Below are 11,856 nucleotides of genomic sequence, written 5' to 3' on the forward strand. Positions count from 1 at the left end.
GGCCCTCCGTCGCCCCGCTGTGGGACGCGGCTGCGAGCCCATTCGCGCCGACGGCGACCGCCGGTGTCGGACAGGTCGCACGCCGCCCCCGACCGTCTGCACGGCCGGAGGTTGCCCCTCAGTCGGCTTCCGCGATGCGCTGTGCCAGATGCGCCAGCGCCTCTTCGACCTGATCGACGAGGATCAGGGACAGGTCGCCCGGCGCCAGCCGCTCCAGCGCCGCGTCGATGGCCAGGAACTCGCCGCGGATCTCTTCCACATGCGCGGTGCGGCGGGCGCCCTGCAGGCCCTGTCGCAGCAGCGCGATCACCTCGCCATCGGCCCGGCCGCGCTGGGCGGCGTCCTGGTAGAGGATGACGTCGTCGAAGGCGGCGCCGAGGATGGCGGTCTGATCGCGGATGTCCTCGTCGCGGCGGTCGCCGGCACCGCTGATCACCACCGACCGGCGCTTGGCCGGCAGCGTCTCGATGGCCGCCACCAGCGCCTTCATGGCGTCGGTGTTGTGACCATAGTCGGCGATCACCGTGGCGCCCTTGTAGTCCATCACGTTGAAGCGGCCCGGCACGCCGGCCGCATCGTTCTTGAAGCTGGCCAGGCCGCGGCGGATGGTGTCCCAGTCCAGGCCCACCGCCCAGGCCGCGGCAACCGCGGCCATCACGTTCTCGACCTGGAAGGGCAGGGTGCCGCCACGGGTGATCGGCACGTCGCGCAGCGCGACGCGCTCGCGCCAGGCGCCTTCGGCGGCGATCAGCGTGTCGCGGTCGACATAGACCGTGCGCTTGCCCTGGGCCCGGTGCGTCGCCATGACGGGGTGCTGGCGGTCGGCCGCGAAGTAGATGACATGGCCCGGGCAGGCGCCGGCCATCGCCGCCACGTGCGGGTCGGCGGCGTTGAGCACGCCCCAGCCGCTGGGCGCTACGTTGCGCACGATCACCCGCTTGACGGCGGCGAGGTCCTCCACCGTGTGGATGTAGTTCATGCCCAGGTGGTCGCCACTGCCCACGTTGGTCACCACGGCCACGGTGCAGCGGTCGAAGCCCAGGCCCTCGCGGAGGATGCCGCCGCGCGCGACCTCGAAGACGGCGGCTTCGACCTCGGGATGCAGCAGCACGTTGCGTGCGCTCTTGGGGCCGCTGCAGTCGCCGCTGTCGGTCTGGCGGCCGTTGACGTAGACGCCATCGGTGTTGGTCATGCCGGTGACCATGCCGCTGGCCGCCAGCAGGTGGTTGATCAGGCGTGTCGTGGTGGTCTTGCCGTTGGTGCCGGTGACTGCGATGACCGGCACGCGCCCGTCGTCGCCGTCGGCGTAGAGCTGGTCCACGATGGCCTCGCCCACCGGCCGGCCGCGGCCGAAGGAGGGGCTGATGTGCATGCGCAGGCCGGGCGCGGCATTGACCTCGACGATGCCGCCGTGCTGCTCCTCCAGCGGGCGGATCACGTTCTCGCAGACCATGTCCACGCCGCAGATGTGCAGGCCCACCATCTGCGCCGCATCGACCGCGCGGGCGGCAATCTCGGGATGGACGGTGTCGGTCACGTCGGTGGCCGTACCGCCGGTGGAGAGGTTGGCGTTGTTGCGCAGCACCACGCGCTGGCCCAGGGCCGGCACGCTGTCGGGCGTGAGGCCCTGCGCCTCCAGCCGGCCCAGGGCGATGTCGTCCAGCCGGATCTTGGTGAGCGAGGTGGCATGGCCTTCGCCGCGGCGCGGATCCTGGTTGACCACGTCGACCAGCTGGCGCACGGTGCTGTGGCCGTCGCCGATCACCTGCGGCGGATCGCGCCGGGCGGCGGCGATCAGCCGGTCGCCCACCACCAGCAGGCGGTAGTCGAAGCCGGGCAGGAACTTCTCGACCAGCACCTCGCCGTAATGCGCGGCCGAGGCATAGGCGGCGTCGAACTGCTCGCGGGTGGCGATGTTGACCGTCACGCCCTTGCCCTGGTTGCCGTCCTGCGGCTTGGCGACCACGGGCAGGCCGATCTCCAGCGCGGCGGCCCAGCCGTCGTCCGCGCTGCTCACCGGCCGGCCCAGCGGCACCGGCACGCCGGCCGAATGCAGCAGCTGCTTGGTGAGTTCCTTGTCCTGCGCGATGGATTCGGCGATGCCCGAGGTGGCGTCGACCTCGGCGGCCTGGATGCGGCGCTGGCGTACGCCCCAGCCGAACTGCACCAGGCTGCCGGTGGTCAGGCGCCGGTACGGAATGCCGCGCGCCACGGCCGCATCGACGATGGAACCGGTGCTGGGGCCCAGGCGCTCGTCCTCGTCCAGCTCGCGCAGCTCGGCGATGGCGGCGGCGGAGTCGAAGCTGCCGCTGCCGTGCGGATCGAGGGCGGCAGCGAGGAGTTGCGTGGCCATCTCGACCGCGCGGCGGCCGACGGCCTCCTCGGTGTACTGCACGGCCACCAGGAAGATGCCTTCCTCGCGGGCCCGCGTGGTGCGGCCGAAGATCACCTCGCAGCCGGCCTGGGCCTGCAGCGCCACGGCGGCGTTCTCCAGCACATGGGCGGCGCTCAGGGGCTGGCCCAGCACGACCGGGTGCAGCTCGCCGATGGTGGGGAAGAGCGCGCGCAGCCGCGGCTCGAAGCCGGGGATCTGCTCGACGGCCTGCTCGACGGCGCTGCACGAGACGACCAGCTCGATGCAGGTGTGGCGGCTCCAGAGGTTGGGGCCGCGCAGGGCGCGGGTACGGATGATGTCCATGGGGCGATCTCGTCTCAGGCGAGTTGCAGCGAAGCGGCGGGCTGGCTCTGGTCGAGCTGCAGCGAAGCGGTGGCCAGCTGAAGGTCGGCCTCGAAGGCCTCGATGCCGGCACCGATCAGGTTCAGCGGAATGGCCATGGCCCAGGCGGCGGCCACGGCGGCCAGCACGCTCTCGATGCCGACGCCGGCATGGTGGGCGCTCCAGACCGTCAGGCGGCCCAGGCCGGGGAGGAAGGATTCGCTGGTGCCGTGGGCGAGCACGATGCGGTCCTGCCGCACGGTGACCACCTTGCCGCCCGCAGCCATGTGCGCGGCGAGGGGCGCGGCGTGCGGATCGGCGGCGTACAGGATCACGTCGCCATCACACAGCGGCGCCATGCCGGCCACGCGCGCATCGGCGGCGTTGAGCACGGCGGTGCCGTAGTCCAGAACCACATCGACCTGGGTGCGCAGCACCTTCACCATCTGGTCGCTCTCGGCGATGTCCTCGTGGGCGAGCTGCTCGGCGCCCTCCAGGTCGGTCACGATGCCGATCTCGCAGCGGTCGTAGGGCAGGCCATCGGCCAGGATGGTGGCGGCGCCGTTCTCGATCACCACCGCCTCGACCTGCCGGTTGACCAGCAAGCGGCGGCCGGCGGCCCAGTGGGCGCTGTCGCGGGTGTCGACGCGCCGGCGGTCCAGGAACAGGCCGTCGCGGCAGGCCAGGCCCACATGGCGGCCCGAAAGCCCCACCAGCCAGGCCACCAGGCGGGCCAGCACCGCGTTCTCGCGCGAGCCGGCCACGCCGACCACGGGAATGCGGCCGGGCCGCTCGTCGTCGGATTCGGGGAACAGGTGATCGCAGATGGCGCGGCCCACCGGTCGCGGCGAGCCGACGGCGGGCTTGAGGTGCATCAGCAGGCCGGGTCCGGCGTTGACCTCGACGATGGCGCCGCCCTGCGACTGCAAGGGCCGGCCGACGTCCAGGCAGACCAGGTCGATGCCCGCGATGTCCAGGCCCACGGCACGTGCGGCCAGGGTGGCCGCGTAGGCGACTTCGGGGTGGACCTGGTCGGTGCAGTCCACGCCCAGATTGCCGTTGCGCTGGATGATGACCTCGCGGCCTGCCTCCGGCACCGACTCGCCCGTGAGGCCCTGCCGCTGCAGCTCCAGCTGCAGCTTGGCGTCGGTGGCCAGCACGATGAGGTCGAGCGGGAATTCCTCTTCCGCGCCGCGGCGCGGGTCGCTGTTGAGCTGGCTCTCGATCAACTCGGCCACGGTGGACCGGCCATCGCCGGTCACGGTGATGATCTCGCCCCGCGCGGCGGCGACGACCTCGCCGCCCACCACGAGCAGCCGGTGCTCCTGCCCGCGGACGAAGCGCTCCACCATCACGCCGCTGCCCTCGGGCTCGGCCACGGCGAAGGCGGCCAGCACCTCGTCGCGGGTGCGCAGGTCCAGCGAGACGCCGCGGCCATGGTTGGCATCCACGGGCTTGACGGCCACGGGCAGGCCGATGTCCTCGGCGGCCTCCCAGGCCTCTTCGGCCGAGCCGACTTCCTGGCCTTCGGGCACCGGCACGCCGCAGCTGGCCAGGAGCGACTTGGTCAGCTGCTTGTCGCTGGCGATGGATTCGCCGATGGCACTGGTGTGGTCGGTCTCGGCGGTCCAGATGCGCTGCTGGCGGGCGCCATGGCCCAACTGCACCAGGTTGCCGCTGTTCAGTCGCAGCGAAGGAATGCCGCGGTCGACGGCGGCGGCCACGATGGCGGCCGTGCTCGGGCCCAGGTAGCACTCGTCCACCTTGGCCTTGACGGCGGCGACGGCCTTCTGCACCTCGGCGGCGTCGTAGGCATCGCCGTTGATGGCCGCCATCAGCAGCCGGTGGCCTTCATGCAGGGCGGTGCGGGCGACCTGCTCCTCGCGGGCGCGGAACACCATGCGGTAGACACCATGCTTCGACGTGCTGCGCGTCTGGCCGAAGCCGGTGGGCATGCCGGCCAGGTTGAGCAGCTCGATCACCACATGCTCCAGCACATGGCCGGCCCAGGTGCCTTCGGTCAGCCGCTGCAGGAAGCCACCACGCTCGCCGACGCCGCAGTGGTGTTCGATCAGCGCCGGCAGCAGGGCCGTCAGCCGCTCGGGAAAACCCTCGATCTTGTTGGAGGGAAAGTCTTCCAGCGGGCCGAGGTCCAGCCAGGTCTCCAGCACGGGGCGGTAGGTCCAGACGTTGGGGCCGCGCAGGTAGCGGATGCGCAGCAGGCGGATGTCGTCGAAACGGGGCATGGATGCGTTGATAGGCGTTCGATGGAAGCGGGCAGGGGCGCCGTCCGGCGTGCCCGGGTCAGTGGAGAGAATCGGCGCCCGACCGGCGCGCGGGTGGGACCTGCCACAGGTCCTCGACCATCCAACACAACGAATGACAAATCACGATTCAGTCGGTGCCCCAGGGGGCGAATCGGCCTCGGCGGCACGCGTCCCTGCTGTCGGAGAAAGCCGCGTGCCGGTGTCGGACAACGTTCTGGTCAGCCTTTTGGTTGACCTGGACGAGACGCTGCGCTTCGCTCAGGAGACCCAGCTGCACCTGACGCCGACCCAGTTGCGCGAGGTTTCGCCCGATGGCCGCGCGCGGGTCTGGCCGCTGGCGGCGCCGGGCCTGCAGTTGCGTCTGGCCGAGCATGCTGGCGTCGCGACGCTGGATCTGCTGGGCCCCCAGGGCCTGTTGGCCCGCTGGCGCTTCACCCTGGTCGGGCAGGCGGCGGCCGTGCGGCTGGTGCGGTTGTTCGAGCAACTGCGCGGCGGCGGCGTGCAGCCCGAGGCGGCCGATGCCGAGGAGGCGGTCGACACCGAGTTGCAGTCCGCCCCCTCCACCTGGGTGCTGCTGCGGCTGTGGCGCTTTGCCCATCCCTATCGCCTGCAGCTGTTCTGGGGGTTTGCCCTGACGCTGCTGGCCACCGGCGCCACGCTGGTGCCGCCCTACCTGACCATCCCGCTGATGGACGACATCCTGATCCCCTACCAGAACGGCAAGCCCATCGCCCCCGGCGAAGTGGCGCTGTATCTGAGCGGGCTGCTGGGCGCCGCGCTGGTGGGCTGGGGCCTGGGTTGGGCGCGCACCTACCTGCTGGCGCTGGTCAGCGAACGCATCGGCGCCGACCTGCGCACCACCACCTACGAGCACCTGCTGACCCTGCCGCTGGACTACTTCGGCGGCAAGCGCACCGGCGACCTGATGGCGCGCATCGGCTCCGAGACCGACCGCATCAACGTCTTCCTCTCGCTGCATGCGCTCGATTTCCTCACCGACCTGATCATGATCGGCATGACGGCGGTGATCCTGGTGTCGATCAACCCGCTGCTGGCCGTGGTCACGCTGGTGCCGCTGCCCATCATTGCCTGGATGATCCATGTGGTGCGCGACAAGCTGCGCACGGGCTTCGAGAAGATCGACCGGGTCTGGAGCGAGGTCACCAATGTGCTGGCCGACACGATTCCGGGCATCCGCGTGGTCAAGGCCTTCGCGCAGGAGAAGCGCGAGGCCGAGCGCTTCCGCGCCGCCAACACCCACAACCTGCAGGCCAACGACCGGCTCAACCGCACCTGGAGCCTGTTCACGCCCACCGTCACGCTGATGACCGAGATCGGCCTGCTGGTGGTGTGGGCCTTCGGGGTCTGGCAGGTGGCGCGCGACCACATCACGGTGGGCGTGCTCACGGCCTTCATCGCCTACATCGGCCGCTTCTACACGCGGCTCGATTCGATGAGCCGCATCGTCTCGGTGACGCAGAAGGCGGCGGCCGGCGCCAAGCGCATCTTCGACATCCTCGACCACGTGAGCACCGTGCCCGACCCCGTGCAGCCCGTGCGCCTGCCACAGGTGCAGGGCGCCATCGAGCTGCGCGGCGTGGGCTTCCGCTACGGCGCGCGCTCGGTGATCCGCGACCTCAACCTGCAGATCCGCCCGGGCGAGATGATCGGCTTGGCCGGCCACAGCGGCTCGGGCAAGAGCACGCTGGTCAACCTGATCTGCCGCTTCCACGACGTGAGCGAGGGCGCGATCCTGGTCGACGGCCAGGACGTGCGCCGCTTCGCCGTGGCCGACTTCCGGCGGCATGTGGGGCTGGTGCTGCAGGAGCCCTTCCTCTTCTTCGGCACCATCGCGCAGAACATCGCCTACGGCCGGCCCGATGCCAGCCGCGAGGAGATCGTGGCCGCCGCCCGCGCCGCCCATGCGCACGACTTCATCCTGCGCCTGCCGCAGGGCTACGACTCGCTGGTGGGCGAGCGCGGCCAGGGCCTGTCCGGCGGCGAGCGCCAGCGCATCAGCATCGCTCGCGCGCTGCTGATCGACCCGCGCATCCTGATCCTGGACGAGGCCACCTCGGCCGTGGACACAGAGACCGAGAAGGAGATCCAGAAGGCGCTGGACAACCTGGTCAAGGGCCGAACCACCATCGCCATCGCCCACCGCCTGTCCACGCTGCGCAAGGCCGACCGGCTGGTGGTGATGGACCGCGGCGAGATCGTCGAGGTCGGCCCGCACGACGAACTCATGGCCCGCCAGGGCGCCTACTGGCGGCTCTATCAGGCGCAGCAGCGCCAGGCCGATGACGAGGAGAAGGCCCAGGCCGACGTGGCCGAGATCGCCTCGGTGGCCGTGGCGCTCGACACCCATGCCGCCCATCCTGCCGGAGATGCCTGATGTCCGTTGACGCTCATGACGACGCCACCTTGCCGCTGCAGCGCGATGCCCTCGGCGCCTTGCTGTGGACGGGCCCCACGGGCCGCGCCGAGCCCGTCGTGCCGGTGCGGGCCTTTCCCCTGAGCGCGCCCGGCGAAGGCGTGTCGCTGGTGGGCGCCGACGGCCGCGAGCGCTGCTGGATCGCCCGCACCGATGCGCTGCCGCCCGCCACGCGCGCCCTGCTCGACGAGGCGCTGGCGCCGCGCGACTTTGCGCCCGAGCTGCAGCAGCTGATGGACGTCTCCACCTTCGCCGTGCCCAGCACCTGGACCGTGCGCACCGACCGGGGCGACACCCGCTTCGTGCTGCGCGCCGAAGAGGACATCCGCCGGCTCGAAGACGGCGGCCTGCTCATCACCAGCGCCCACGGCGTGCACTTCCGCATCTCCCGCCCGATGGCGCTGGACCGCGCCTCTCGCAAGCTGCTGGAGCGTTTTCTCTGAGGCAGGACCGGGATGCATCAGTTTCGATAGACTGCATCAAGTCCAGTTTTCTGCATCATTCCGCCATGCGAACCACCGTGACGATCGACGACGACGCATTCGGCACCGCCCAGGCCTATGCGCAGGCGCGCGGGTTGAAGTTGGGCGAGGCCCTGTCCGAGCTGATCCGGCGGGGCAGCAGCGAGCGCCTGGCGCTGCGCAAGTCGGGCGAGGTCTGGGTGTTCGACCTGCCGCCGGACACGCCGCGCGTCAGTGCCCGGCAGGTGCGCGACCTGCTGGACGAAGCGCCGTGAGCCACCTGCTGGATGCCAATGCGCTGATCGCCCTGTGCTGGCCGCCGCACGAGCACCACGAGCGCATGCTGGCCTGGTTCCGCACGCATGCGCGGCAGGGCTGGGCCACCAGCGTGCTCACGCAGTCCGCGCTGGTGCGCATCGTCTGCCAGCCGGCCTTTGCCGGCCGGGCGGTCTCGGTGCAGGAGGCGGGCGAGCTGCTGCTGCGCAACACCGCACATCCGCGGCATCGGCTGCTGCCCTTGGATTTCGGCTTTGCCGAGGTACTCGGGCATTGCACCGGCGGGCTGTTCGGCCATCGGCAGATCACCGACGCCTGGCTGCTCACCCAGGCGATCCGATCGGGTGTCCGGTTGCTCAGCTTCGACAGCGGCATCGACAGGCTGCTTGCATCGCCCGCCGAACGGGCCCGGCACATCGCGCGTCCTGCTTGAACACCTGAGAGTCTTCCATGCACACCACCGCCCTCGTCCTCTTCTCTGGCGGGCAGGATTCCACCACCTGCCTCGCCCATGCCCTGAACCGCTACGAGCGGGTGGAGACGCTGGGCTTCGACTACGGCCAGCGCCACCGCATCGAGCTGGAGGCCCGCACCCACGTGCTGGCCCGGCTGCGTCGGCGCTTTCCGGGCTGGTCGCGGCGCCTGGGCGAGGACCACCTGCTCAAGCTCGACGTGCTCGGCCAGATCGGCGGCTCCTCGCTCACCGAGGACATCGCCTTCGCCATGCAGGCCAATGGCCTGCCCAATACCTTCGTGCCCGGGCGCAACCTGCTGTTCCTGACGCTGGCCGGCGCGCTGGCCTACCGCCGCGGGCTGCAGGTGATCGTCACCGGCGTTTGCGAGACCGACTACTCCGGCTACCCCGACTGCCGCGACGACACCATGAAGGCCATGCAGCTGGCGCTGTCGCTGGGGCTGGACCAGCGCCTGCTGATTGAGACGCCGCTGATGTGGATCGACAAGGCCCAGACCTGGCAGCTTGCCGAATCGCTGGGCGGCCAGGGCCTGGTGGACCTGATCGTGGAGGACACCCACACCTGCTACGAAGGCGACCGCACGCACCGCCACGACTGGGGCTGGGGCTGCGGCCACTGCCCCGCCTGCCAGCTGCGGGCCCAGGGCTGGGCGGGCTACATCGAGGGTGACGTCGCCCGCGGCGCATCCTCCACCGCATAGGCGGCTTCGCCGTCGCGGCGCGGGCGCAGCGTCCAACGCCGCGCATGGTGCTCCTTGAGCGTGGAGCGGTGGGCGATGGAGACGATGGCGCCATGCGCCTGCTTCACCATGGCCGTGAGCCGGCCGTAGACGGTGGCTTCGGCATCCTCGTCCAGCGCGCTGGTGGCTTCGTCGGCCAGCACCCAGGCCGGCTTCTTCAGCAGCACGCGGGCGATGGCCAGGCGCTGGCGCTCGCCGCCGGAGAGCTTCTGGCTCCAGGCGTCCTCGCGGTCCAACTGGTCGGCCAGTTGCGGCAGCAGGGCGTCGACCAGGGCCTGGCGCAGGGCCTCGTCGCCGTAGTCGGAGGCCGGGGCCGGGTAGGCCAGCGCATCGCGCAGCCGGCCGTCCGGAAAGTAGGGCTGCTGCGGGATGAACATGGTGTCCTTCGGCATCGCCACCGCGCCCTGCGCGTGCGGCCAGATGCCCGCCAGCGTGCGCAGTAGGCTGGACTTGCCGCTGCCCGAGGGGCCGTGCACCAGCACCGTGTCGCCGGGCGCCACCCGCAGCTCGGCACCGCGCAGCAGCGCCTGGCCGCCGGGCAGGCCCACGGTCAGGCCATGGGCCTCGATGTCGGCCGCCGCGGTGTCGCGCGACAGGGCGTCGTTCTCGCGCGACTGGGCCGTGAGGCTGTCCTCGAAGCCGGCCAGACGGTCGGTGGTGGCCTTCCAGGCTGCCAGCGACATGTAGTTGTCTACCAGCCAGGACAGCGAGTCCTGCACCCGGCCGAAGGCCGAGTTGATCTGCATGAGCTGGCCCAGCTGGATGGCGCCGCTGAAGTAGCGCGGCGCCGCCACGATCAGCGGGAAGATGATGGCCGCCTGGCCGAAGAAGCTGCTGAACCAGGTCAGGCTCTTCTGATTGCGGATCAGCGCCAGGTAGTTGCCCATCACGTCGGTGAAGCGCAGGTCGAGGTGGCGGCGCTCGACGGCCTCGCCGCCGTCCAGCGCGATGGCCTCGCTGTACTCGCGCACGCGGATCATGTGGTGGCGGAAGTTGGCCTCCAGCATCTGCTGCTGGAAGTTGAGCTGCACCTGCGGCCTGCCGATCCAGTGCGCGATGGCGCTGCCCACGGCGCAGTACAGCACCGCCGCCCACACCATGTAGCCGGCGATCTCCCAATGCCCGCCGCCCGGCAGCGGCACCGTGAGCGAGCCGCTGAGCGTCCAGAGGATGCCCACGAAGCTGAAGAGGGTGACCAGCGCATTGAGGATGCCCATCGACAGCGTCACCGTGTAGGTGGTGAACAGGTTCAGGTCTTCCTGGATGCGCTGGTCGGGGTTGTCCGGATGGCTGCCGTTGCCGGTATAGCGCGCCAGCTCCAGGCGGTAGAAGGCCTTGTGCGACAGCCAGCGGCCCATGTAGTGGTCGGTCATCAACACGCGCCAGCGCAGCTGCAGGATCTGCGTGAGATAGAACTTGTAGACCGCGATCACGATGTAGATCAGCGCCAGCCAGCTGAAGCGGCCGATCTGCTGCCAGAACACGGCCTGGTCCTTGTTCTGCAGCGCGTCGTAGAACACGCGGTACCACTCGTTGATCTGCACCAGCATGTAGACCGCGCCCAGGTTGAGCGCCACGATGGCCGCAAGCAGCCCGCGGGCCTTCCATTTCTGGTCGGAGTTGAAGTAGGGCGTGGTCAGCGACGCGATGCGGCGCAGCGTCTGGCCCAGTCCGGGGCGTGAGGGGTGTGTGGGGGCGGTGCTCATCGTGGATGGAGTCGAAGCAGGGATCGGGCCGCCAGCGCCGTGAAGGCGCGCAGGCGTGCCCGATCCTAGCGAGGCGGTGCAGGGCCTGCCTTAAACCGGACTGAAAGCGGCATCCCGCCCGTCTGGCGCGCTGCCCGCGCTGGCGGGCGGGGCATGGCCAGCCCGCTTGGCCGTCGCCGAACGGCGGCCTAGGATGAGCTGCATGAAGTCCCTTTTCCTCCTCCTGGCCGGTCTGGCCTTCCTGCTCGCCGGCTGCAACGAGAAGCCGAAGCCGGGCGGTCCGCTGCCCAAGGCCGGAGCGCCCGCGTCGTCTGCGGCCGCAGCTGCGGCCTGAGCCCATGCCGCCGGACGCCTTCGACCTGGTGCGCTTCGTCGACGCGCAGGCGCCGGTGTATGCGCAGGTGCGGGCCGAACTGGCCGCCGGCCGCAAACGCACGCACTGGATGTGGTTCGTCTTTCCGCAGCTGGCGGGCCTGGGCCGCAGCGCGATGGCGCAGCGCTATGCCATCGGCTCGCGCGGGGAAGCCGTCGCCTACCTCGCCCATCCGCTGCTGGGCGCGCGCCTGCGCGAGTGCAGCGCGCTGGCGCTGTCGGCACAGGGGCCGGCCATCGGCGACATCCTCGGCGCGCCGGACGACCTCAAGTTCCACTCCTGCATGACCTTGTTCGATGCCGTGGCCCCGGCCGGCGAGACCTTGTTCGCCCAATGCCTGCAGCGTTTCTTTGGCGGCGAGCGCGATGCGGCGACCCTGGCGCGCCTGGGTTGAAGCGGTCGCCGGGC

10 protein-coding genes are annotated in these 11,856 nt (G+C 70.7%); 7 read left to right on the plus strand and 3 right to left on the minus strand.

Features of this window, described 5'->3' with window-relative positions; translation table 11 throughout:
• Positions 1-118: 118 nt before the first annotated feature.
• Positions 119-2,698 (minus strand): cyanophycin synthetase, encoded by a 2,580-nt coding sequence (cphA, locus tag ACT54X_RS11670; protein WP_294370712.1) that lies wholly within the window; start codon positions 2,696-2,698, stop codon positions 119-121.
• A gap of 14 nt (positions 2,699-2,712) precedes the next feature.
• The gene (locus ACT54X_RS11675) at positions 2,713-4,962 is read right to left on the minus strand and encodes a cyanophycin synthetase (RefSeq protein ID WP_294370710.1); all 2,250 of its coding nucleotides are present in this window, start codon (positions 4,960-4,962) and stop codon (positions 2,713-2,715) included.
• A gap of 133 nt (positions 4,963-5,095) precedes the next feature.
• Between ACT54X_RS11675 and ACT54X_RS11680 the strand changes: the two genes are divergently transcribed.
• The 5 genes from ACT54X_RS11680 (at position 5,096) to queC (ending at position 9,330) form a co-directional block, all read left to right on the plus strand.
• On the plus strand, positions 5,096-7,378 hold the full coding sequence (locus ACT54X_RS11680) for a cyanophycin metabolism-associated ABC transporter (protein ID WP_476346645.1): 2,283 nt from the start codon (positions 5,096-5,098) through the stop codon (positions 7,376-7,378).
• Positions 7,378-7,860 (plus strand): cyanophycin metabolism-associated DUF1854 family protein, encoded by a 483-nt coding sequence (locus ACT54X_RS11685; protein ID WP_294370707.1) that lies wholly within the window; start codon positions 7,378-7,380, stop codon positions 7,858-7,860. Before ACT54X_RS11680 ends, ACT54X_RS11685 begins: the two co-directional genes overlap by 1 nt.
• Positions 7,861-7,925: 65 nt before the next feature.
• The gene (locus ACT54X_RS11690) at positions 7,926-8,153 is read left to right on the plus strand and encodes a hypothetical protein (RefSeq protein WP_294370705.1); all 228 of its coding nucleotides are present in this window, start codon (positions 7,926-7,928) and stop codon (positions 8,151-8,153) included.
• Entirely contained in the window at positions 8,150-8,587 is a 438-nt protein-coding gene (locus tag ACT54X_RS11695) for a TA system VapC family ribonuclease toxin (protein ID WP_476346648.1), read from the plus strand. Before ACT54X_RS11690 ends, ACT54X_RS11695 begins: the two co-directional genes overlap by 4 nt.
• Before the next feature lie 17 nt (positions 8,588-8,604).
• Positions 8,605-9,330 (plus strand): 7-cyano-7-deazaguanine synthase QueC, encoded by a 726-nt coding sequence (queC, locus tag ACT54X_RS11700; protein ID WP_476346650.1) that lies wholly within the window; start codon positions 8,605-8,607, stop codon positions 9,328-9,330.
• On the opposite strand, the gene ACT54X_RS11705 is transcribed toward queC, so the two are convergent.
• Positions 9,285-11,075 (minus strand): ABC transporter ATP-binding protein/permease, encoded by a 1,791-nt coding sequence (locus ACT54X_RS11705; protein WP_476346652.1) that lies wholly within the window; start codon positions 11,073-11,075, stop codon positions 9,285-9,287. The genes queC and ACT54X_RS11705 overlap by 46 nt on opposite strands.
• Positions 11,076-11,277: 202 nt before the next feature.
• On the opposite strand from ACT54X_RS11705, the gene ACT54X_RS11710 reads away from it, so the two are divergent.
• Entirely contained in the window at positions 11,278-11,409 is a 132-nt protein-coding gene (locus tag ACT54X_RS11710; RefSeq protein ID WP_294370700.1) for a hypothetical protein, read from the plus strand.
• Between the two features lie 4 nt (positions 11,410-11,413).
• Positions 11,414-11,842 carry a DUF1810 domain-containing protein gene (locus tag ACT54X_RS11715; RefSeq protein WP_294370697.1) on the plus strand — a complete coding sequence of 143 codons (429 nt, stop codon included), beginning with the start codon at positions 11,414-11,416 and terminating at the stop codon, positions 11,840-11,842.
• Positions 11,843-11,856 lie beyond the last annotated feature (14 nt).

It is taken from the genome of Pseudacidovorax sp. DMC4 (assembly GCF_056314265.1).

Coding starts and splice junctions, on each gene's coding strand:
- cphA (WP_294370712.1), bottom strand. CDS start 2,698: ATGGACATCATCCGTACCCGCGCCCTGCGCGGCCCCAACCTCTGGAGC.
- ACT54X_RS11675 (WP_294370710.1), bottom strand. CDS start 4,962: ATGCCCCGTTTCGACGACATCCGCCTGCTGCGCATCCGCTACCTGCGC.
- ACT54X_RS11680 (WP_476346645.1), top strand. CDS start 5,096: ATGACAAATCACGATTCAGTCGGTGCCCCAGGGGGCGAATCGGCCTCG.
- ACT54X_RS11685 (WP_294370707.1), top strand. CDS start 7,378: ATGTCCGTTGACGCTCATGACGACGCCACCTTGCCGCTGCAGCGCGAT.
- ACT54X_RS11690 (WP_294370705.1), top strand. CDS start 7,926: ATGCGAACCACCGTGACGATCGACGACGACGCATTCGGCACCGCCCAG.
- queC (WP_476346650.1), top strand. CDS start 8,605: ATGCACACCACCGCCCTCGTCCTCTTCTCTGGCGGGCAGGATTCCACC.
- ACT54X_RS11705 (WP_476346652.1), bottom strand. CDS start 11,075: ATGAGCACCGCCCCCACACACCCCTCACGCCCCGGACTGGGCCAGACG.
- ACT54X_RS11710 (WP_294370700.1), top strand. CDS start 11,278: ATGAAGTCCCTTTTCCTCCTCCTGGCCGGTCTGGCCTTCCTGCTCGCC.
- ACT54X_RS11715 (WP_294370697.1), top strand. CDS start 11,414: ATGCCGCCGGACGCCTTCGACCTGGTGCGCTTCGTCGACGCGCAGGCG.